Origin of the sequence: Mycobacterium sp. 852013-51886_SCH5428379 (assembly GCF_001665575.1) — a bacterium.
Taxonomy (GTDB): Bacteria; Actinomycetota; Actinomycetes; order Mycobacteriales; family Mycobacteriaceae; genus Mycobacterium.
Genome location: NZ_LZSU01000052.1, coordinates 39,421 through 61,451, shown reverse-complemented (window position 1 = coordinate 61,451; position 22,031 = coordinate 39,421). Strand labels below are relative to the sequence as shown.

Below are 22,031 nucleotides of genomic sequence, written 5' to 3'. Positions count from 1 at the left end.
TAGTCGTCCGTCGCGCACCAGATCCTGCCGCCTCAGCGGCCCGCGTACCGGGCCTTGTACTCGCGGCGGCGCCGATGCAGGATCGGCTCGGTGTAGCCGTTGGGCTGCGCGCCACCGGACAGGATCAGCTCCTGGGCGGCCTGGAACGCGATGCTGTCGTCGGGGTCGGTCGCCATCGGCTTGAAGTCTGGGTCCGAGGCGTTCTGCTCGTCGACGACCGCGGCCATCCGCCGCAGGCTGGCCTTGACGTCCTCTTCGGTGATGACGCCGTGGCGCAGCCAGTTGGCCAGCAGCTGGCTGGAGATGCGCAGCGTCGCGCGGTCCTCCATCAGGGCGACGTCGTGGATGTCGGGCACCTTCGAGCAGCCGACGCCCGCGTCGATCCAGCGCACCACGTAGCCGAGGATCGACTGGCAGTTGTTGTCGACTTCCTCGCGGATCTCCTCGGGCGCCCAGGCCAGCTCCTTGGCCAGCGGGATGGTGAGCAGTTCGTCGATGGTGGTGCGCTGCTTGCCCTCGAGTTCGCGCTGCACCGCGTACACGTCGACCTGGTGGTAGTGCATGGCGTGCAGCGTGGCGGCGGTCGGCGAGGGCACCCAGGCGGTGGTGGCGCCGGCCTTGGGTTGGCCGATCTTCTGCTCGACCATGTCGGCCATCAGCTCGGTCATGGCCCACATGCCCTTGCCGATCTGGGCCCGGCCGGACAGGCCGGTGGCCAGGCCGACGTCGACGTTCTGGTCCTCGTAGGCCTTGATCCAGGGCTGACTCTTCATGGCGCCCTTGCGGATCATCGGACCCGCCTCCATCGAGGTGTGGATCTCGTCGCCGGTGCGGTCGAGGAATCCGGTGTTGATGAACACGACCCGCTCGGCAGCGGCCTTGATGCAGGCCTTGAGGTTCAGCGTGGTGCGGCGCTCCTCGTCCATGATGCCGACCTTGAGGGTGTTCTGCGGCAGACCCAGCACGTCTTCGACGCGGCTGAACAGATCCGCGGTGAACGCCACCTCGTCGGGGCCGTGCATCTTGGGTTTGACGATGTAGACCGAACCGGTGCGGCTGTTGCGCAGCGGGCCGCGCTCGTCACTCTCCTCGAGACCGTGCATCGCGATGAGACCGGTGAACAGCGCGTCCTGGATCCCCTCGTAGATCTCGTTGCCGTCGGCGTCGGTGATGGCGTCGTTGGTCATCAGGTGACCGACGTTGCGCACGAACAGCAGGCTGCGGCCGGGCAGGGACACCTCGCCCTCACCGTCGGGCCGGGTGTAGGTGCGGTCGGCATTGAGCACCCGGGTGAACGACTTACCGCCCTTGCTGACCTCTTCGGCGAGATCGCCGCGGTTGAGGCCCAGCCAGTTGCGGTAACCGAGCACCTTGTCCTCGGCGTCGACCGCGGCCACCGAATCCTCGAAGTCCATGATCGTGGTGACGGCCGACTCCAGCACGACGTCCTTGACGCCCGCGCGGTCCGTCGAGCCGATGGGGGAGTCCCGGTCGATGAGGATCTCGATGTGCAATCCGTTGTTGCGCAACAGGATCGACGACGGCTGACCCGGCTCGCCGAGGTAGCCGACGAACTGCTCGGGGTTCGCCAGACCGACCGACGTGTCGTCGCCGAGGGTGACCAGCAGTTGGCCGTCATCGACCTTGAAGCCGGTGGCCTCGGTGTACGACCCGGACGCCAACGGCACTGCACCGTCGAGGAATTCACGTGCGTAGGCGATGACCTTGTCGCCACGGACCCTGTTGTATTCGGCACCCGGTTCGGCGCCGCCCTCGGTGCTGATCACATCGGTGCCGTAGAGCGCGTCGTACAGCGAACCCCACCGCGCGTTGGCGGCGTTGAGGGCGAAGCGGGCGTTGAGGATCGGCACCACCAGCTGCGGGCCTGCGGTGCTGGTGATCTCGTCGTCGACGCCGGAGGTGCTGATCGTGAAGTCGCCGGGATCAGGCTCCAGATAGCCGATCTCGGTGAGGAAGCGCTTGTAGTCCTCGGCGTCGTGCGGGCCGATCGCACGCTGGCGGTGCCATTTGTCGATCTGGGCCTGCAACTCGTCGCGGCGGGCCAGCAGTTCCTGGTTCCGGGGGGTCAGATCAGTGACGATCTTGTCGACTCCGGACCAGAAGCTGTCCGGGTCGAGTCCGGTGCCCGGCAGCGCCTCGTCGGTGATGAAGTCGTAGAGCTCCTTGGCCACGCGCAGGCTGCCCACCTCGACGCGATCAGTCATCGTCTGCCTCCTCGGCCGTCTTTCCCGCGTACCATCCGGCACGCCGCCGTCGACTCAGCTTACCCGCGGGTAATCGCCCTGAATCCCGTGTGGACCAGCCCATCGGGTCCGGCGCCGGCGGCTGTGAGCAGTGCGTCACATCGGGCCGCGAATGTGGCGCGCAGCGGTGCCGCCCGCGCGGCGATCTCCTGCTGGATGCGGACGTACTCGGCGCGGCCCGCCGGGGTCTCGACCGGTATCGGCTCGAAGCCGTACTCGCGCAGGTCGTACGGGCTGGCCCGCATGTCGAGCACCCGGGCATCGGCGGCGAGATCCAGGCAGTCGAGCGTCGACTCGGCCGGGACGAGCGGACCGAGTTTATAGGACCACTTGTAGAGATCCATGGCCGCGTGCAGGCAGCCCGGTTGTTCAGTGGCGGTCTGGCGGTCGCGGCTCAGTGGTTCGCTGTTGCGCGCGACGGCGGGTGCGGTGAAGAAGCGGTAGGCGTCGAAATGGCTGCAGCGCAACGGCATCGACTCGACCACCGCGTCGGTGCCGGCGGCGCCCAGCCGGAGGGGGACACCGCCGTGGCGCACTTCCGGGGAGCGGTAGACCATCGCCCATTCGTGCAGGCCGAAACAGTTCAGCCGCGCGGGGCGCTGGGCGGTCGAGTGCAGTAGGGCCGCCACGAAGCGCACCGTGTCGAGGCGGCTGTATAGGTGCTCGGCGGTGACGGCCACCCCGTCGGTCGTCTCGCCGTATCCGCTGCGGTCCAGGTACCGCCGGGCGGTCGAACCGCCGAGGGTCACACCGTATCCGGGGTGCCACCTTCGCAGCTTGCTTGGGCGCAGGCTGTAGTAGGTGAACAGGAAATCCCAGACCGGATGGGTCTGGCCGGTACGCCGCCGCGCCAGATGCGGCGCACAGAACGCGTCGACACGTTCGGCGTGGGCGCGCTCCCGACGCGTCCACACCGCTTCGTCGAGCATCACACCCGGTGCGTCCCGTCCCGCACGGTGCCGACGAGATCCTCGACCAGGTCCTCGAGCGCGACCATCGCGGTCACTTTCCCGTCGTCGGTGACCAGGGCGAGGTGGCTGTTGAGGCGGCGCAGCCGGGTCAGAGCGTCCGGTAGCGGCAACGAGGCGGGCAGCTGGGGCAGCGGGCGCACCATCGACCGGTCCAGCACTGCGTCGGGATCGTCGACGAGCGTGAGTACGTCCTTGATGTGCAGATAGCCGATGAACCGGCCGGACGGCGCTGCGACCGGGAACCGCGAGTACCCCGTCTCGGTGAGCGCCTGCTCGACGGCGCCGACGGTCGGGCCGCTGTTCTCGTCGGCGACCGAGATCGTATGGATGGTGTCCAGCGGCATCGCGACGTCACGGACGGCGCGGTTGCGAATCTGCAGGGCCCGGGTCAGCCGGGTGTGCTCCTCGGGGTCGAGCAGCCCCACCGATACCGATTCAGCGATCATCTCCGAGAGTTCGACGGTCGAGACGTTGACGTCCAGCTCGTCCTTCGGTTCCACCCCGAAGGCGCGCAACGTGACGTTGGCGCACCAGTTGTAGAACGCGATGAACGGCCGTGCGGCCCGGATGTAGACCAGGTAGACCGGGATGAGCAGCATGGCCGCCGTCTCGGGCCCGGCGATCGCGATGTTCTTCGGCACCATCTCACCGAGGAGCACGTGCAGGGTCACCACCACGCTGAGCGCGACGATGAACGACACCGTGTGCAGGACGGCGTCGGGTATGCCGAGCAGCCCGAACGGTTTCTCCAGCAGGTGTGCCACGGCGGGCTCGCCGACGCGGCCCAGCAGGATCGAGCAGATGGTGATGCCCAGCTGGGAGCCGGCCAGCATCAGCGAGAGGTGCTCGCCGGCGCGGATAACCGTCACCGCGCTGTTCTTGCCCTGTTCGGCCAGGGCCTCCAGGCGGTCCCGGCGCGCCGAGATCAGCGCGAACTCCGAGGCGACGAAGAACGCGTTGAGCGCCAGCAGCAACACTGTCAGCAGGACGCCGAAGAGATCGCCGCTCATATGCGGTCTCCTTCCGGTTCGTCGCCGCGCCGGCCCAGTTCGGTCAGCTCCAGCTGGTCGATCCGGCGGCCGTCCATCGCCAAAACGGTGGCGCGCCACCGCATCGGGTCACCGGGCGGACCGTCGGGGTCGAACGCGGTGAGCTCGACCTGGTCACCGGGGTCGGGCATGTGGCCGAGTTCCTGGAGCACCAGTCCGCCGATCGTCTCGTATTCACCCTCCGGAGCGCGGAACCCGGTCTGGTCGGCGACCTCGTCGATGCGCAGCAGCCCGGAGACCTGCCAGCCGCCACCCGCCTCGACGACGTCGGGGGTCGCGTCGTCGTGTTCGTCGCGGACGTCGCCGACGATCTCCTCGATCAGATCCTCGACGGTGACCATGCCCGCGGTGCCGCCGTACTCGTCGACCACCAGCGCGGTCTGCAGTCCGTTCGCGCGGATCTGGGTCATCACCGCATCGCCGTCGAGTGCAGAGGGCACGGTCGCGACCGGCACCGCCAGCGCGGCCAACCGGGTGCGCTGCCGGTCGTCGGGCGGCACCGAGAACACCTGTTTGACGTGCACCACGCCGATCGTCTCGTCGAGGTCACCCTCGACGATCGGGAAGCGCGAGAAGCCGGTCTCGATGGCCGCGGCGATCAGATCGGCGACGGTGTCGTCCGCCTGCAGTGCCTCGATCTCGGTGCGCGGGGTCATCAGTTCCTCGGCGGTGCGGTCGCCGAACTGCAGGGACCGGTCGACCAGTAGCGCGGTGACCGGGTCGAGCGAGCCGCTGCGCGCCGAGTTGCGCACCAGCGACATCAGTTCCTGGGGGGAGCGGGCCGAGCGCAGTTCCTCGGCGGGTTCGATGCCCAGCCGACGCAGGATGGCGTTCGCGGTGCCGTTGGTCAGTCGGATCAGCGGGGTGAACAGCGTCGAGAACAACAGCTGCGGACCGGCCGACGCGCGTGCGGTCGGCACCGGCCGGGCCACCGCGAGGTTCTTGGGCACCAGCTCGCCGAAGACCATCGACACCGACGTCGCGATGAGAATCGCCAGGACCAGCGCCACCGCGCTCACCACGCGGTCCGGCAGACCGATCGCGGACAGGCCGGGGTGCAGCAGTCGGGCGACGACAGGTTCGGCGAGATAGCCGGTGGCCAGCGTGGTGATCGAGATGCCGACCTGCGCGCCGGAGAGCTGGAAGGAGAGTGTGCGGTGCGCCCGCTGGACCATCTTGTCGCGCTTGTGGCCGCTGCGGGCGTTGGCGTCGACGGTGCTGCGTTCTAGGGCGGTCAGGGAGAATTCGGCGGCGACGAACACCGCCGTGCCCGCCGTCAGCACCACGATCGCCAGCAGCGATGCCACGGTGGTCAGGACGCTCATCGACCCGCGTTTCCGGTGCCGGGCCGCGAGCCCGGCCGACTAGATGAGGGTTCGGCGTCGGGTGCCTGCGGCACGTTGTCCCTTCACGGTTCGGCGGTCATCGAAGCTCAGCGGAAAGCACAATCGTAACGCCAGCGCTCACCAGCCGGTGGGCAGCGGGTGGCCCTCGGCGAAGCCGGCCGCGGACTGCACGCCCAGCGTCACCTTCTCGTGGAGTTCGGGCAGCGTGGCGGCCCCGACGTAGGTGCAGGTGCTGCGCACGCCCGAGGTGATGTGGTCGAGCAGGTCTTCGACACCGCCGCGGGCCGGGTCCAGGCTCATCCGCGACGTCGAGATGCCCTCCTCGAACAACCCCTTGCGGGCCCGGTCGAACGGGCTGTCCGCGGCGGTCCGCGCGGCGACGGCGCGTTTGGACGCCATGCCGTAGCTCTCCTTGTACGGCCTGCCCTCGCGGTCGAGCATCAGGTCGCCGGGGGATTCGTAGGTGCCGGCGAACCATGAGCCGATCATCACGTTGGACGCACCCGCCGCCAGCGCGAGCGCCACGTCGCGCGGATGGCGCACGCCGCCGTCGGCCCATACGTGTGCGCCGAGTTCCTTTGCCGCCGCCGCACATTCCACGACTGCGGAGAATTGCGGCCTGCCGACGCCGGTCATCATCCGGGTGGTGCACATGGCGCCGGGACCGACGCCGACCTTGACGATCGACGCGCCTGCGCCGATGAGGTCACGGGTGCCCTCGGCCGAGACGACGTTGCCCGCGGCGATCGGCAGACCCAGATCCAGCGAGGCCACCGCGCGGATGGCGTCGAGCATCTTGGCCTGGTGGCCGTGTGCGGTGTCGATCACCAGCAGGTCGGCGCCGACCTCGGCCAGCGCCCTGGCCTTTGCGCCGACGTCGCCGTTGATCCCGACGGCCGCCGCGATGCGCAGCCGGTTTCGGGCGTCGACGGCGGGGGAGTAGATGCCCGCCCGCACCGCGCCGGTGCGGGTCAACACACCGGCCAGCGTGCCGTCGGGTTCGGTCAGCACCGCGAGTCCGACGGGGGCGTGGTCCAGCAGATCGAACACCTTGCGGGGTTCGGTCCCGACGGGCGCGGTGACGAAATCGGCCAGCGCGACGTCGCGGACGCGGGTGAACCGGTCGACCCCGGCGCACACGTCCTCGGTCACCAGCCCGATCGGGCGGTTCTCGAAGACCACGACGGCCGCGCCGTGGGCACGTTTGTGGATCAGCGCGATCGCATCCGACACCGCATCGTCGGGGGCGAGCGTGACGGGGGTGTCGACCACGAGGTCGCGGCTCTTGACGAAGTCGATGGTGCGGGCCACCGCCGGGACCGGAACGTCCTGCGGTAGTACGACGATGCCGCCGCGGCGGGCCACGGTTTCTGCCATCCGGCGACCGGCCACAGCCGTCATGTTCGCCACCACCACGGGGATCGTGGTGCCCGAGCCGTCGACGGTGGACAGATCCACGTCGAAGCGCGACGGTACCTCGGACGGCCCGGGGACGATGAAGACGTCGTCGTAGGTCAGGTCGTAGGGCGGGCGCTGCCCGTCAAGAAACTGCACAGCCCGAGTCTAGTGGCGGGCTGCGCGGCCCAATGTCGCCCTGACAGCGCCCTCATGGATATATATGCATGGCTGCGCTGTCAGGGCGACATTGCGATCGGTCCCGGCGCCGGAGCTAGGCCTCGACCTCACTGTGGTCGCCGCTCCACAGCGTGTGGAAGCGTTTGTCGCGGTCGGTGTCGATGCGGCCGTAGGTATGGGCGCCGAAGAAGTCCCGCAGCCCCTGGGTCAGCGCGGCGGGCAGCCGTTCGGTGCGCAGACCGTCGTAGTAGGACAGCGCGGAGCTGAACCCGGGGATCGGGATGCCGAGTTCGGTGGCCTTCACCACGACGCGTCGCCAGCTGTCGATGGCGTTCTCGATCGCGTCGCGGAAATACGGTGCGGCGATCAGCGTCGGCAGCTCGGGCTCGTCGTCGAACGCCTCGGTGATGCGGTTGAGGAACTTGGCGCGGATGATGCAGCCGCCGCGCCAGATGCGTGCCATGTCGCCGGGCTTGATGTCCCAGTCGTACTCGGCGCTGCCGGCCTGAATCTGGTTGAAGCCCTGGGCGTAGGCGATGATCTTCGAGGCGTACAGCGCCTGCCGGATGTCCTCGACGAATTGCGCAGCGTCACCTGGCTTCTCGCCGAGGCTGCCCGATGCCAGGTCGGTGGTGGCCTTACGCTGCGCCACCGACCCGGACAGCGCGCGGGCGAACACCGCCTCGGCGATTCCGGTCACGGGGACGCCGAGGTCGAGCGCCGACTTCACCGTCCAGCGCCCGGTGCCCTTCTGCTCGGCCTCGTCGAGGATGAGGTCGACCAGCGGCTTGCCGGTCTTGGCGTCGGTCTGGCGCAGCACCTTTGCGGTGATCTCGACCAGGAAGCTGTCGAGATCGCCGTTGTTCCACTCGTCGAACACGTCGGCGATCTCGCCGGCGGACTTCCCGAGCCCGTCGCGCAGCAACTGGTAGGCCTCGCCGATCAGCTGCATGTCGGAGTACTCGATGCCGTTGTGCACCATCTTCACGAAGTGGCCGGCGCCGTCGGGTCCGATGTGGGTGCAGCAGGGCACGCCATCGACGTGCGCGGAGATTTCCTCGAGGAGCGGGCCGAGGCTCTTGTAGGACTCGGCGGGGCCGCCGGGCATGATCGACGGGCCGTTGAGCGCGCCCTCCTCGCCGCCGGAGATGCCCGCGCCGACGAAGTGCAGGCCGCGTTCGCGGATGGCCTTCTCCCGGCGGATGGTGTCGGTGTAGAGCGCGTTGCCGCCGTCGATGATGATGTCGCCCTCCTCCATCGCATCGGCGAGCTCGTTGATGACGGCGTCGGTGGGGTCTCCGGCCTTGACCATGATGATCACCCGGCGCGGCTTCTCCAGGGCGGCGAGGAATTCCTCGATGGTCTCGCTGCGGACGAACTCGCCGTCGGATCCGTAGTGCTCGAGGAGGGCATCGGTCTTGGCGACGGACCGGTTGTGCAGGGCCACCGTGTATCCGTGCCGGGCGAAGTTCCGTGCGAGGTTGGACCCCATCACGGCCAAGCCGGTGACGCCAATCTGTGCGGTGCCGGCGGTGGGGTGATCGGAGTCGCTCATGCGGCGGCCTTTCGTTGTTTGGTTGTCAGGCGGGAAGAACGGGCGTCCGCGGGACGCCTGGTCAGAGGGTGAACAGCCGGTGCAGTTCGGTCAGCCAGGGCACCGCGACGGCCAGTGTGGGGACCACCAGCACGGCGGCCGCGGCCAAGTACGCGCCTGCGGCCAGCAGCGGACTGTTCGGTTGGCCGCCGAGGCGACGCACCCGGATCACCGTGGTCGGGCCGCCCGCGGCCATGGCGCCGGACGGGGCGCGCCCCGACGCGCAGGCCACCAGCGCGCGGGCCAGCGGGGTTCGGCCCGCGGTGCGCACGGCGGCGTCGTCGGCCAGCATCTCGACGAGCAGCCGCACCGCGTCCAGTGCGCTGGCGCTCCGGACGAAGCGCGGGAACGCGGAGTGCAACGCGGTGAACATCTCGAGCACCAGATCGTGCCGGGCCCGCAGGTGTGCCCGCTCGTGGCTGAGGATTGCGGTGACCTCGCTGTCGGAGAGCGTGTTGAGGGCGCCCTCGCTGAGTACGACGCGGCTGCGAACGCCCGGTAGGCAGTAGGCGAGTGGCTGTTCGACGTCCAGGACACGCAGTCCGGCGGCGCCGCGGCAGGGTTGACTCGACACCGCGGTGCGGGTCAGCCCGAGCAGGTCGACGACCATGCGGTGGTGTGCGCGCCGGCGCCGGGTCGCCACGGCGACCTGCAGCACCGACACCACCAGCCGCGCTCCGATGAGCAGGGTGATGGTGAAGACGGCGACATAGAGCGTCCCAAGCGGCCAACCCAGCGCGTCGATCTCACTGATGACGGTGGCAGTAGGCCGGCCGTCCCACCCGGGAACGAAAAGCCTGCTGGCGATGGCGATTCCGGCAGAGAAGGCGGACAGCACCGCGGCCAGGGCGATGGACTGCCAGAGCACGATCGCGGCCCGAGGTGCGCGCATCGTCCAGGACGCTCGCGCCAACAGCGCGGGCACCGGCCCGACGAGGGCCAACGCCAGGAGGGTGAATGCCAGCGCGGACACCCCCTGATTGTCCCCTAGTTGATGGCCGAATTGCCAGCCGATGGATCGAGGACGTCCTTGCTCTCGAGTTCGGCCAGCGCGCGGCGCAGCGCGGCGGCCTCACCCGCGCCCACCCGCTCGACGAAGTGCACCAGCGCGGCTTCGCGACTTCCGGAGTCCGCGGCCTGGTCGAGGGCGTCGACCATGAGGCCGGCGACCAGCTCGTCGCGGCCGTGGGTGGGCGCGTACCGGTGGGCGCGATCATCGCGGTGCTGGACGACAAGATTCTTCTTCGCCAACCGCTGCAACACGGTCATGATCGTGGTGTAGGCCAGGTCGCGGCGGGTCGCCAGGGCTTCGTGCACCTGGCGCACGGTCTGTGGTTCGGACGCGGACCACAAATGGTCCATGACCTCTCGTTCCAGTTCACCGAGGCGCGTCAACTTGGCCATATCCGTTCATCTCCTGAGCAGTAGAACCAGACTACTACGGTCGTACTACCGTGCGTCGTATCCGATGCCGAGAAGCAACAGTCTGCGCCGTCCGGCGCATTCCCGCAGTGCCTGCCCAGCCTCCCTGTGAAACGAGTCACAGCATCCCGTGGGCTACTTGCGTCTCACTATAGTAAGGCTAACCTAACCCCCATGAGTCCATGGGAGACGTTGTGACGGTGCTGGTCGAGGATCCGTTGATCGCGGGCATGAGCATCAAACGGCACCAGCCGCTGCATGATTCGAGCCGGCGGCTGCGCGAGCTCTATCCGGAGTGCCCGCGGGTGTACGGGGTCGCCGTCATGGGCGATCTGTCGCGGCGCCGGTGGTGGCCACTGGCAGAGGCGCTCACCGCCGACCGGCTGCAGGGGATGTTCGACTCCGCCGCCGCCGAGACCGACAATCACGCCGCGGTGGCCCAGCAGTTGGCTGCCACCCTGGCCCACGTCGTCCTCGGTCGGGTGATCCCGCTCCTGGTGCTCGAGGGCCGGGCCTGGGACACCGGGCTGGAGAACCTCTGGGTGCACGTCGACTCCGAAGGCGCCATCGATTGGGTCGGCGTCGTGGATCCCACGCTCCGCGCGTTGCCGGAGGATCCGTTCTTCGCCCCGGGCGCCAGACGTTCCCGCGGCCCGAACGGCGGACCGAACGGCATCGTCGCGCTGCCGAGCGAGGCCGCCCTGACGACCTGGGTCGCGCACCGCAGTCACCGCGCGCTCGCCCCGTTGTTCAACGGCCTCGAGTCGATCTGCGACGGCGCGATGTCGGTGCCGGCGATGTGGCACCTGGTCGGTGGCGCCGTCGTCGGCGCGGCGACGCAGGTGCCGCTGCTGGCCGGCTCGAGCGAGTGGACGGGCATGCGCCGCGGCCAGGCCGTCCTCGACGCGCTCGTGAGCTTCGGTCTCCCCGTCCGCGGTTCGGTCCGCGCAGGGAAGGTCTTGTGTAATTAGGCAAGCCTTGCCTATTATTTGAACAGATCGACCACGAGAACCACCGGACCGAGCCGGAGTCCTGAGGGCTGCAGAGACCCCCGGTCCACTCGAAGGGCGGGTCCCGCATTCTGTGCGGGGCCCGCCCGTTCTCGTATCCGGGCAGTACGTGTAGACACGAATGCTGTGACCGATCACGTACCCGATGGCCTCGGCGAGGGCTTCGACAGAGAACTCGGACTGACCTTCCTGGACGTCACCCCGGACGGCGGCCGCGCAGAGCTGACGCTGACCGAGAAGCTGATGCAGCCCTGGGGCATCGTGCACGGTGGTGTGTACTGCTCGATCATCGAGAGTCTGGCCAGCGTCTCGGGCCACGTGTGGCTGTCGGCCAACGGCGGCGGCACCGTCGTCGGTGTCAACAACAACACCGACTTCCTCCGGGCGATCTCCGCGGGCACCGTGACCGCGGTGTCGACGCCGATCCACCGGGGGCGCCGTCAACAGCTGTGGCTCATCACCATCACCGCCGACAACGGCAAGGTGGTCGCGCGCGGTCAGGTGCGCCTGCAGAACGTGCCCGACGAACGCGCCTGATCGCGAGCGCTGCTGAGCGCGCCACGGCGTGGCAGGATCGCCCTCTATGCGTCTGACCCCGCATGAGCAGGACCGGCTGCTCATCTCGTACGCCGCCGAACTCGCCCGCCGCCGACAGGCCCGCGGACTACGGCTCAACCACCCCGAGGCGGTCGCCGTCATCACCGACCACCTGCTCGAGGGCGCCCGCGACGGGCGTTCGGTCGCCGAGCTCATGGTCAGCGGCCGCGACGTGCTGAGCCGCGACGACGTCATGGAGGGGGTCCCCGAGATGCTGCACGACGTGCAGGTCGAGGCCACCTTCCCCGACGGCACGAAACTCGTCACCGTCCACCATCCGATTCCGTGAGGCGGCGCGCATGATCCCCGGCGAGATCCTGTTCGGCGCCGACGACATCGAGATCAACCCCGGCGCACCGCGCCTGGTGCTGACGGTGACCAACACCGGCGACCGTCCGGTGCAGGTCGGCAGCCACGTCCACCTACCGCAGGCCAATGCGGCGCTGGACTTCGACCGTGCGGCGGCCCACGGCCACCGACTCGACATCCCGGGCGGCACCGCGGTGCGCTTCGAACCCGGTCTCTCGCAGGAGGTGTCTCTGGTCCCGCTGCGCGGCAGCCGCGAGGTGTACGGGCTGAGCCTGGACGCCCCGGGCAGATTGGACGGCAGCTAGATGAGTGGACTGTCACGCGACCGCTATGCCGACCTGTTCGGCCCCACCACCGGCGACCGGATCCGCCTCGCCGACACCGATCTGCTGATCGAGATCACCGACGACCTCAGCGGCGGCCCCGGCCGCGCGGGCGACGAGGCGGTGTTCGGCGGCGGGAAGGTGCTGCGCGAATCGATGGGCCAGGGCCGCGCCACTCGCGCCGACGGCGCCCCGGACACCGTGATCACCGGCGTGGTCATCCTCGACCACTGGGGAATCATCAAGGCTGACATCGGGATTCGCGACGGCAGGATCGCCGCGATCGGCAAGGCCGGCAACCCCGACATCATGGACGGCGTTCACCCGGATCTGGTGATCGGTCCGTCGACGGAGATCATCGCCGGCAACGGGCGCATCGTCACCGCGGGTGGGATCGACTGTCATGTGCACCTGATCTGCCCGCAGATCATGGCGGAGGCGCTGGGCGGCGGCATCACCACGATCATCGCGGGCGGAACGGGGCCGGCCGAGGGCAGCAAGGCGACGACGGTGACGCCGGGGGCCTGGCATCTGGCCCGCATGCTCGAGGCGCTGGACTCGTGGCCGATGAACGTCGCGCTGCTGGGTAAAGGAAATACGGTCAACGCCGACTCGTTGTGGGAGCAGTTGCGCGCCGGCGCATCGGGTTTCAAGCTGCACGAGGACTGGGGGTCGACCCCGGCGGCCATCGACGCGTGCCTGACGGTCGCCGACGCCGCAGGCGTCCAGGTGGCGCTGCACTCCGACACCCTCAACGAGGCCGGCTTCGTCGAGGACACGGTCGGCGCGATCGCGGGCCGGTCGATCCACGCCTATCACACCGAGGGAGCAGGTGGCGGGCACGCACCGGACATCATCACCGTCGCCGCGGAGCCCCACGTCCTGCCGAGCAGCACCAACCCGACGCGGCCGCACACCGTCAACACCCTCGACGAGCATCTCGACATGCTGATGGTGTGCCACCACCTCAAACCCAGCGTGCCCGAGGATCTGGCGTTCGCCGAGAGCCGCATCCGGCCCTCGACGATCGCCGCGGAGGATCTGCTGCACGACATCGGGGCGATCTCGATGATCGGCAGCGACGCGCAGGCGATGGGCCGGATCGGTGAGGTGGTGCTGCGCACCTGGCAGACCGCGCACGTGATGAAGCGCCGCCGCGGCGCGCTCGACGGTGACTCGCGCGCCGACAACATGCGGGCCCGGCGCTACGTCGCGAAATACACGATATGCCCGGCGGTCGCCCACGGTCTGGACGGTGAGATCGGTTCGGTCGAGGTCGGCAAGCTCGCCGACCTGGTGCTGTGGGAGCCCGCGTTCTTCGGGGTGCGCCCGCACGCGGTGCTCAAGGGCGGCATGATCGCCTGGGCGGCGATGGGCGACGCGAACGCGTCGATCCCGACCCCACAGCCGGTGCTGCCACGACCGATGTTCGGCGCCGTACCCGCCGCGGCGGCCGCGACCTCCGTGCACTTCGTCGCGCCGCAGGCCATCGAGGACGGCTTGGCCGACCGGCTCGACGTCCGACGGCGTCTGGTCCCGGTGAAGGACTGCCGGCGGATCGGGAAGGCACAGATGCCGCTCAACGATGCGCTGCCGCGTATGGAGGTCGACCCCGACACGTTCACCGTCCGCATCGACGGTGACGTGTGGCAGGAGCAGCCCGCCACCGAACTGCCGATGGCGCAGCGCTACTTCCTCTTCTAGTCATGACCCAGCTGACCACCCTGCTCGCCCTGGCCGATTCGCGGTTGCCGACGGGCGGCCACGTGCACTCCGGCGGGGTCGAGGAGGCGGTCACCAGTGGGCTGGTCGGCGATGTCGATACGCTGCGCGCCTACCTGGTGCGCCGCGTGCGGACCCAGGGGCTGGTGTCGGCGTCGCTCGCGGCGGCCGTGCACGCGGGAACGCTCGGCGTCGAGGCCGCGGACCGGGAGACCGACGCGCGCACCCCCGCACCCGCCGCGCGCGCGGCGTCGCGCGCGCAGGGCCGGGGGCTTTTGCGGCTGTCCCGTCGGGTGTGGCCGGACCACGACTGGGCGCCGCTCGGCCGCACGCCGCATCTGGCCGTCGCGTCGGGTGTGGCCGGTGCGGCTGGCGGGCTCACCCCCGAGCAGACCGCGCTGTCGGTCGTCTACACGACCATGACCGGGACGGCCACCGCGGCTCAGCGCCTCCTCGCCCTCGACCCGGGAGACGTCGCCGCGTTGACGTTCGAGCTGTCGGCACTCTGCGACGACACCGCCGCGCTCGCCGCCAAGGAACTCGCCGACCTGTCCGATCCGCTGCTCGACGTGCTGGCCCAGCGCCACGCCGAACGCGAGCGTCCGCTGTTCATGTCCTGACCGAAAGGCGCCCATGCCCCCGCATTTCCTCGACGGAGACGCCCACGCCCACACCGAGCGGCCGCGCCGCCGGCGCCAACCCGGCGAACCGTTGCGCATCGGCGTCGGCGGGCCGGTCGGATCCGGCAAGACCGCGCTGGTCGCGGCCCTGTGCCGGCAGCTGCGCGACGAACTGTCGCTCGCGGTGCTGACCAACGACATCTACACCACCGAGGACGCCGACTTCCTGCGCCGCCACGCAGTGCTGCCCGACGACCGCATCGCGGCTGTGCAGACCGGCGGCTGCCCGCACACCGCGATCCGCGACGACATCACCGCCAACCTCGACGCCATCGACGATCTGATCGCCGGGCATGACGATCTCGATCTGATCCTGGTCGAATCCGGCGGCGACAACCTGACCGCGACGTTCTCCAGCGGCCTGATCGACGTGCAGATCTTCGTGGTCGACGTCGCCGGCGGCGACAAGGTGCCCCGCAAAGGCGGTCCGGGCGTGACGTTCTCGGATCTGCTGGTGATCAACAAGACCGATCTGGCCCCGATGGTCGGCGCCGACCTCGACGTGATGCGGCGCGACGCGGCGGCGGTGCGCGGCGACCGGCCGTTCGTGCTGGTGTCGCTGACCGAGGATCCCGCGGCGACGCCGGTGCTGGCCTGGGTCCGGGAGCAATTGCGCGTCCCGGTACAGCACTGACGATGCGCTCCGACGTCACGATCGTCGCGTGTCCGGGCCGCCCGCCGCGCATCGAGCACACCGGCGGTGTCGCGGCCCGCCGCACGCGGTTCGACACCGTGCACCTGGTGTCGGCGGCCGCCACGCCGCTGGGCGGCGACCTGATCACCGTCCGGATCATCGTGGAACCGGGCGCCCGCCTGACCGTGCGCAGCGTCGCGGCGAGCGTCGCCCTGCCGGGAATGTCGTCGTCCGAATCGCGGACCCACTGGGAGATCGAATCGGCGGGGGAGTTGGACGTCGACCCGCAGCCCACCGTCGTCGCCGGCGGCAGCCGGCACGTCAGCACCACCCTGGTGCGGCTGACCGGCCCCGGCCGGTTCAGGCTGCGTGAGCAGGTGCAGATCGGCCGCTCCGGTGAACGCGACGGCGTCTGGTCCGGTGCGCTGTCCGCCGACGTGGACGGGTTGCCGCTGCTGCGCCACCGCATCGACATGGGTACCGCGACGGTCACCGACGACGCCCTCGGCAGGCCGACCGCATGCATCAGCGAATTGCGTTATCCGGAGCCGACATTCGACAGCCCCGGCACCGTATTGGCGCTGGCGGCCGGCGGCTGTCTGTCGACCTGGCAGGGAGAGCGGCTGACTAACTGGCCGCTCTCTCCTTCTCCTGGTCGGTCTCGGTGACCGCCGCGGCGATCTCCTCGAGTTCCTCGATCCGCGTCCGGGCGTAGGCCTGCTGCTCGGTGATGGTGAGCTGGCCCCGGTTGCGGCCGAGGAAGGTCACCGACCAGGACAGCAACGTCGCGATCTTGGTCCGGAAGCCGACGAGGTAGATGAGGTGCAGCCCCAACCACGCGAGCCAGGCGATGAATCCGCCGAACTCCAGCTTGCCCACCTTGGCCACCGCGTTGTACTTCGACACCGTGGCCATCGAGCCCTTGTCGAAGTACTCGAACGGCTGGCGGAACGCCGGGTTGGCGCCCTTCACCTCGTTCTTGATGAGGTTTGCCGCGTACTTGCCACCCTGGATGGCGCCCTGCGCCATCCCGGGAACGCCCTCGACCGCGGCCATGTCGCCGACGACGAACACGTTCGGGTGACCGGGGATCGACAGGTCGGGTAGCACCTTGACGCGGCCGGCGCGGTCCACCTCGACGTCGGACTGGGCGGCCAGGTCCCGGCCGAGCGGGCTGGCCGACACACCGGCCGACCACACCTTGCAGGCCGATTCGATCCGCCGCTGCGTGCCGTCCTTGTCCTTGACGGTGATGCCGTTGCGGTCCACGTCGGTGACCATGGCGTTGAGCTGGATCTCGACGCCCATCTTCTCCAGCCGCGCCTGCGCCTTCTTGCCGAGCTTCTCACCCATCGGCGGCAGCACGGCAGGCGCCGCATCGAGGAGGATCACCCTGGCCTCGGTGGGGTCGATGTGCCGGAAGCTGCCCCGCAGGGTCTCGTCGGCCAGCTCGGCGATCTGACCTGCCATCTCGACCCCGGTCGGTCCGGCGCCGACCACGACGAACGTCAGCAGCTTCGCCCGGCGCACCGGATCGCTGGAGCGCTCGGCCTGCTCGAAGGCGCCCAGGATTCGGCCGCGCAGCTCGAGCGCGTCGTCGATCGTCTTCATGCCGGGCGCCCACTCGGCGAAATGATCGTTGCCGAAGTAGGACTGTCCTGCGCCGGCCGCGATGATCAGGCTGTCGTACGGCGTGGCGTAGTCGTGGCCGAGCAGCTCCGAGTGCACGACCTGATTGGCCAGGTCGATGTGCGTCACGTCGCCGAGCAGGACCTGCGCGTTGTGCTGCTTGCGCAGAATCAGCCGGGTGGGCGGCGCGATCTCGCCCTCGGAGATGATCCCGGTGGCCACCTGGTACAGCAGCGGCTGAAACAGGTGGTGGGTGGTCTTGGCGATCAGTTTGACGTCGACATCGGCCCGTTTGAGGGTCTTGGCGGCGTTGAGTCCGCCGAAGCCCGACCCGATGATGACGACTTTGTGCCGATCCGATGGAGTGGCTCCGGGATGGCTCATCAGTACTCCTCGATGGGCATGAACATGCAGCTCTCGCCCTCTACGCTAGTCGTGGGCGCCCCTGGATGCGCACCCGGTCGGTTGTGGCTTATGCCACGTGCGATGCGGCGCTAAACGCCCAGCATCGGTTTGAGCGCGGCCGCCACGTCGGTGACGCGACCGGGGTGGTACCCGTCCAGGCTGGTCACCGGGCTGAGGATTACCCCGTCGACCCCCGCGTCGAGCACTTTGGTCTTGATCTGATCGGCGATCTGCTCCGGGGTGCCGAACACCGCCTGCTGCCGGAAGTCCTCAGGGATGACGTCCTCGGTGATGTTGGGGTCGATCAGCGCGACGACGAGCATGCTGGTCTCGAGCGTGGCGGGGTCGCGGCCGATCTCCTCGCAGCGGTCCCGGACCACCTGGATCTTTCGCGGCAGCTCGTCGAAGCCGGCGATGACGTTGAGATGGTCGAAGTGCCTGGCCGCCAGCGGGATGGTCTTCTTCTCGCCGCTGCCGCCGATCATCAGCGGGATGTGGTCGCGGAAGCGCGGTTCGGCCATCGCCTCGTTGGTGCGGTAGTACTTGCCGTCGACCGTGGGGCGCTCGCCGGCCAGCATCGGCAGGATGATCTGCAACGCCTCGCCGAGCTTGTTGAAGCGGTCGGTGAAGGTGCCGAACTCGTAGCCGAGCGAATCGTGTTCGAGTTCGTACCAGCCGGTGCCGATGCCGAGGATGGCCCGGCCCTGGCTGATCACGTCAAGGGTGGTGATGGCCTTGGCCAGCAACGTCGGGTTGCGGTAGGTGTTGCCGGTGACCAGCGTGCCGAGCTGCACCCGTTCGGTTGCGGTGGCCAGCGCGCCGAGGGCGGTGTACGCCTCCAGCATCGGCTGGTCAGGGGTGCCCAGACCGGGTAGCTGATAGAAGTGGTCCATCACGAAGACCGAGTCGAAGCCGGCTTCCTCGGCCTCTCTGGCCTGGGCGATCACCGTCGGGAAGAGTTCGGCGACGCCGGTGCCATAGCTGAAGTTCGGGATCTGGAGTCCAAGTCGAATCGTCACTCGTAGAACCCTACGGCGGCTAAGCGGAACTCACACCCCGGTTCGCTCTGCGCGAAACGCGGAATACCGGGTCAGCCGATGTTGGCGAGCGCGCCGCGGCTGACGTGCATCGTCTGGCCGGTGATATGACGCGCGGCCGGGGTCGCCAGGAACATCGCCAGCCGCGTGATCTCGGCTGCGACGGCGGGCGGAGTGGTGCTGAGGCCGTCATACGAGGCGTCGGCACTCTTGCCGGGCGCCACCGCGTTGACCGTGATGCCCCGCGTACCGAAGACCGCGGCCTGGCCGGCGGTCCACTCGCTGAGGGCGGCCTTGACGGCCGCGTCGGCGCTGCCGTCGCGCGGTGCCTCTGGGACGACGTTGACGATGGTTCCGCCCGAGCGCAGGTGGTCGCCGACTATCTGTACGGTCAGCACCGCCGAGAGCACGGTGGCGTCCAGCGCGTTCCGCCACGCCGCGGCGTGATCGGCGAAGGTGAACGTCCGCGGGTCACCCGTCGGAACGCGCGGCGCCGGCACGTTGACCAACGTGTCGAGGTGGTGGGGGAGCAACTGCCGGACATCTTCGACGCTCGCGGGATCGGTGTTGTCGAACACCAGGAAGTCGACGTCGAGTTCCTTCGCGGCGATCTCCAGGTCGTCGCGGCGGGCCCCGGCGATCACCACCCGATGGCCGTCCTCGCGGAAGCCGGCCGCGATCGTGCGGCCGAGATCCGTATCGCCGCCGGTGACCAGCACCTCCATCGCCATGACCTCCTCGTCGGCTCGGCGGCCGCGCAGCGCGGCAGTGAGCACCCAGAATGTTACTGGACGGTAGCTACCCCTGGGTAATCGACGCGCCCGCGCCGGACGGATCCCCGGCAACGCGTCAGGCTGTCGCGGTAACGATCGGCGGCGCGGTGGCGATTCCCAGCGAAAGTGCACGCCGACGGCCCCGCGACAGTCCCGGCGCGGCGCCTGTGGCCCGTCTGCGTTCAGCAACGGCTGAAATCGCCTTGATCATTGCTTTTCGGCAGTCAGCAATCGTCATTCTAAGCACTTCCACAGCATTTCCCTCTTGCGTCACACCGGCGACACGGTAGTTTCTTTGGTCATGAACCACCCGGACGCGATGTCGACCCGACGCAGGCGCTTGAAGACGCTGGCGATCACCGCCGTGAGCAGTGCCACGGCAGCGGCGCTGATCATGCCCTCGGTGGCCCATGCGCAGCCCGCGCCGCCCCCGCCGCCGCCGACCCCCACGGTCGCGCCCCCGCCTGCACCGGAGCCCGGACCGCCGCCGGCCCCGGCCGATCCCAACGCGCCGCCGCCGGCACCGGCCGATCCGAACGCGCCGCCTCCGGCACCGGGCACTCCGGCCCCGGCCGACCCGAATGCGCCTCCGGCCCCGCCCGCGCCGGAGCCCGGCCGCGTCGACAACGCGTCCGGCGGGTTCAGCTACGTCGTGCCCGAGGGTTGGCAGGTGTCCGACGCGACCAATCTCTCCTACGGCCAGGCGCTGCTGACCAAGGTGCCGGCCGAGGGCAGCACCGAACCGCCGAAGGACACCAGCGTCCTCATCGGCAGGCTCGATTTGAAGGTCTTCGCCGGTGCCGAGACCGACAACGCCAAGGCCGCGAACCGGTTGGCCTCCGACATGGGCGTCTACTTCATGCCGCTGCCGGGCACTCGGGTCAACCAGCAGAACGCGACCCTCGACGCCGACGGTATGCCTGGCGCGGCGCACTACTACGAGGTGAAGTTCACCGACACCACGCGGCCCAACGGGCAGGTGTGGGCCGGTGTGGTCGGTACGCCGACGCAACCGGGCACGCCGCGCGGTCAGCGCGCGCCAGAGCGCTGGTTCGTCGTGTGGCTGGGTTCGGCCACCAACCCGATCGACACGAATGCCGCGACGGCGCTGGCCAATTCGATTCGGCCCTACGCGCCGCCCGCGGCGCCGCCACCGGATCCCAATGCCCCGCCTCCTCCGCCGGCGGATCCGAACGCGCCGCCGCCGCGGCCCGGTGTGGGCGTGGCCGTGCCGGTCGCCCCGGAGAACGCTCCCGGGATGATGCCGCCGGCCTGATCGGCAGCACTCCCACCGCGCCGGTCAGGGTCCGACGTACGGAACCTGACCGGCGAGGTCGGCGACATTGAGCACATAGCAGTTCGTTCCGCCGAAGCCCATGGCCCCGGCGGTCACGCACCGCTCGAACGACCCGTCTTGGTTGATCGGCCCGTCGCACGTCGTACCGCCGCCCCACGGGGTCCACCCGCCCTGGCAGCCTGCAGCGGCGGGTGCTGCAGTGCCCAGGGCGAGGCCGCCCGCGGCGAGCGCACCGGCGGCGAGAGTGATGAGCATCTTCATGATCGGTGTCCTTTCGCGTTGCGCGCAGTTCCGCACCGAACGTTTGCCAGCCCGTACATGACAGCATGGTTCGGTGACGAGAGTTGCCCGTGAGGTTTGTGTGGCTGGTGTGACCGAGTGGGTTCCGAAAGTCATCGCACCGCGGGGGAGGGCGGCCGCTTCCGGCGCCCGCTCGCCCGCCGAAGCGCTGCTCAGGCGATCGATTGTCACGCTCATCGCCACCTCGACCGCTCGGCGTCCCACCGGAGGGGAACCCCGGAATCGCAGGGGCCGAACCGATCGGTTACCAGCTTAGGAGCGCTTGACGCGCCGTTCAACCGGGTTTGCTGCGCGCGAAAGCCGCGTCGGCTAGGTCGACAGGTGCCAGACCAGGGCGGCGGCCAGCGCCCCCATGCCGTTGAGCGACCAGTGCAGCGCGATGGGCGCGAGCAGACTGCCGCTGCGGCGGCGCAGCCAGGTGAAGATGAACCCGGCGATACCGGTGGCCACCACCGCCAGCACGACACCGGCGACGGTGCCCATGACGCCGCCGCCGAAGATCCGCGTGAACCCGACGTTGCTGCTCGTCAGGCCCAGCGAGGTGGCGATGTGCCACAGACCGAACAGCAGTGATCCTGCGGCGGCGACACCGCGAAAGCCCCAGGCGCGGTTCAGCGCTCCGTGCAGCACCCCGCGGAACGCGAGTTCCTCTGGAATGACGGTTTGCAGGGGGATGATGACCATCGAGGCGATCAGCGCACCCGACACAGTGGCGTAGTTGTTGTTCATGAACATCGGCCGCGTCCAAGGCAGCAGCGCGCCGATCGCGATCACCGTCAGGACCAGAGCCACCGCAGCCGCCGCATAGCCGACGCCGGAGCGCCACTGTTCGCGGCCCAGTCCCAGTTCGGTCCAGCACAGTCCGCGCCTGCGTACCAGGATCAGCAGGCCGACGGCGGCTGCCGGAACCGTCGCGATACTCGCCCATGGCGTGGTGAAGTGTGCGATCAGATTCGTCGCCGCCAGCACCGCGACGACGATGGCGATGTCGGCGTACACCCGCACGCGCGGCAGCGTCGACGCCTCTGCGGCCGGGACGTGAACGGACACCCGGTCGATGCTACCGATTGCAACCGGGTGCCTGGTCCGCGCGC

The 22,031-nt window shown here is 69.3% G+C and carries 22 protein-coding genes; 9 read left to right on the top strand and 13 right to left on the bottom strand.

Features of this window, described 5'->3' with window-relative positions; genetic code table 11:
• Window positions 1-32: 32 nt before the first annotated feature.
• From A5757_RS22165 to A5757_RS22130, 8 genes are all read right to left on the bottom strand, one after another.
• Window positions 33-2,225 (bottom strand): malate synthase G, encoded by a 2,193-nt coding sequence (locus A5757_RS22165; protein WP_066838974.1) that lies wholly within the window; start codon window positions 2,223-2,225, stop codon window positions 33-35.
• A gap of 59 nt (window positions 2,226-2,284) precedes the next feature.
• Entirely contained in the window at window positions 2,285-3,193 is a 909-nt protein-coding gene (locus tag A5757_RS22160) for a 3-methyladenine DNA glycosylase (RefSeq protein WP_082929630.1), read from the bottom strand.
• A complete protein-coding gene (locus tag A5757_RS22155) occupies window positions 3,193-4,245 on the bottom strand; it encodes a hemolysin family protein (RefSeq protein ID WP_066838970.1) in 1,053 nt (350 codons plus the stop codon). The genes A5757_RS22160 and A5757_RS22155 overlap by 1 nt, the downstream gene beginning before the upstream one ends.
• Window positions 4,242-5,609: a hemolysin family protein gene (locus A5757_RS22150; RefSeq protein ID WP_066838968.1), complete on the bottom strand. Its 1,368-nt coding sequence runs from the start codon at window positions 5,607-5,609 to the stop codon at window positions 4,242-4,244. Before A5757_RS22150 ends, A5757_RS22155 begins: the two co-directional genes overlap by 4 nt.
• 138 nt (window positions 5,610-5,747) lie before the next feature.
• On the bottom strand, window positions 5,748-7,184 hold the full coding sequence (locus tag A5757_RS22145) for a GuaB1 family IMP dehydrogenase-related protein (protein WP_066838965.1): 1,437 nt from the start codon (window positions 7,182-7,184) through the stop codon (window positions 5,748-5,750).
• 115 nt (window positions 7,185-7,299) lie between these two features.
• Window positions 7,300-8,760, bottom strand: coding sequence for an NADP-dependent phosphogluconate dehydrogenase (gene gndA, locus A5757_RS22140; RefSeq protein ID WP_066838962.1), 1,461 nt, complete (start codon window positions 8,758-8,760; stop codon window positions 7,300-7,302).
• Window positions 8,761-8,821: 61 nt separating this feature from the next.
• Window positions 8,822-9,772, bottom strand: a complete 951-nt coding sequence (locus A5757_RS22135; RefSeq protein WP_066838959.1) for a M56 family metallopeptidase — start codon at window positions 9,770-9,772, stop codon at window positions 8,822-8,824.
• A 14-nt stretch (window positions 9,773-9,786) separates the two neighbouring features.
• Window positions 9,787-10,203 carry a BlaI/MecI/CopY family transcriptional regulator gene (locus A5757_RS22130; protein ID WP_066838958.1) on the bottom strand — a complete coding sequence of 139 codons (417 nt, stop codon included), beginning with the start codon at window positions 10,201-10,203 and terminating at the stop codon, window positions 9,787-9,789.
• Between the two features lie 212 nt (window positions 10,204-10,415).
• Between A5757_RS22130 and A5757_RS22125 the strand changes: the two genes are divergently transcribed.
• The 8 genes from A5757_RS22125 (at window position 10,416) to A5757_RS22090 (ending at window position 16,164) form a co-directional block, all read left to right on the top strand.
• On the top strand, window positions 10,416-11,192 hold the full coding sequence (locus A5757_RS22125) for an iron reductase (protein ID WP_066838955.1): 777 nt from the start codon (window positions 10,416-10,418) through the stop codon (window positions 11,190-11,192).
• A gap of 165 nt (window positions 11,193-11,357) precedes the next feature.
• On the top strand, window positions 11,358-11,768 hold the full coding sequence (locus tag A5757_RS22120; RefSeq protein ID WP_066838952.1) for a PaaI family thioesterase: 411 nt from the start codon (window positions 11,358-11,360) through the stop codon (window positions 11,766-11,768).
• Between the two features lie 46 nt (window positions 11,769-11,814).
• Window positions 11,815-12,117 (top strand): urease subunit gamma, encoded by a 303-nt coding sequence (locus A5757_RS22115; protein WP_066838950.1) that lies wholly within the window; start codon window positions 11,815-11,817, stop codon window positions 12,115-12,117.
• 10 nt (window positions 12,118-12,127) lie between these two features.
• Window positions 12,128-12,442 (top strand): urease subunit beta, encoded by a 315-nt coding sequence (locus tag A5757_RS22110; RefSeq protein WP_066838948.1) that lies wholly within the window; start codon window positions 12,128-12,130, stop codon window positions 12,440-12,442.
• Window positions 12,443-14,164: an urease subunit alpha gene (locus A5757_RS22105; RefSeq protein WP_066838946.1), complete on the top strand. Its 1,722-nt coding sequence runs from the start codon at window positions 12,443-12,445 to the stop codon at window positions 14,162-14,164.
• Between the two features lie 2 nt (window positions 14,165-14,166).
• A complete protein-coding gene (locus A5757_RS22100) occupies window positions 14,167-14,802 on the top strand; it encodes an urease accessory protein UreF (RefSeq protein WP_066838943.1) in 636 nt (211 codons plus the stop codon).
• Between the two features lie 13 nt (window positions 14,803-14,815).
• A complete protein-coding gene (ureG, locus tag A5757_RS22095) occupies window positions 14,816-15,496 on the top strand; it encodes an urease accessory protein UreG (protein WP_066838941.1) in 681 nt (226 codons plus the stop codon).
• Between the two features lie 2 nt (window positions 15,497-15,498).
• Window positions 15,499-16,164 carry an urease accessory protein UreD gene (locus tag A5757_RS22090; RefSeq protein WP_066838938.1) on the top strand — a complete coding sequence of 222 codons (666 nt, stop codon included), beginning with the start codon at window positions 15,499-15,501 and terminating at the stop codon, window positions 16,162-16,164.
• On the opposite strand, the gene A5757_RS22085 is transcribed toward A5757_RS22090, so the two are convergent.
• The 3 genes from A5757_RS22085 to A5757_RS22075 form a co-directional block, all read right to left on the bottom strand.
• A complete protein-coding gene (locus A5757_RS22085; protein ID WP_066838934.1) occupies window positions 16,124-17,509 on the bottom strand; it encodes an NAD(P)/FAD-dependent oxidoreductase in 1,386 nt (461 codons plus the stop codon). The two genes, A5757_RS22090 and A5757_RS22085, sit on opposite strands and share 41 nt — an antisense overlap.
• A 110-nt stretch (window positions 17,510-17,619) precedes the next feature.
• Complete coding sequence (locus A5757_RS22080; protein ID WP_066838931.1) at window positions 17,620-18,549, bottom strand: LLM class F420-dependent oxidoreductase; 930 nt, start codon at window positions 18,547-18,549, stop codon at window positions 17,620-17,622.
• Window positions 18,550-18,620: 71 nt separating this feature from the next.
• Complete coding sequence (locus A5757_RS22075; protein ID WP_066839177.1) at window positions 18,621-19,292, bottom strand: SDR family oxidoreductase; 672 nt, start codon at window positions 19,290-19,292, stop codon at window positions 18,621-18,623.
• A gap of 349 nt (window positions 19,293-19,641) precedes the next feature.
• Here A5757_RS22075 and A5757_RS22070 point away from each other — a divergent pair, with 349 nt between their 5' ends.
• A complete protein-coding gene (locus A5757_RS22070) occupies window positions 19,642-20,616 on the top strand; it encodes an APA family fibronectin-binding glycoprotein (protein ID WP_066838928.1) in 975 nt (324 codons plus the stop codon).
• 24 nt (window positions 20,617-20,640) lie between these two features.
• Here A5757_RS22070 and A5757_RS22065 read toward each other — a convergent pair whose 3' ends face one another.
• A complete protein-coding gene (locus A5757_RS22065; protein ID WP_066838926.1) occupies window positions 20,641-20,898 on the bottom strand; it encodes a hypothetical protein in 258 nt (85 codons plus the stop codon).
• Window positions 20,899-21,246: 348 nt separating this feature from the next.
• The gene (locus A5757_RS22060) at window positions 21,247-21,987 is read right to left on the bottom strand and encodes a CPBP family intramembrane glutamic endopeptidase (RefSeq protein WP_197497418.1); all 741 of its coding nucleotides are present in this window, start codon (window positions 21,985-21,987) and stop codon (window positions 21,247-21,249) included.
• Window positions 21,988-22,031: the final 44 nt, after the last annotated feature.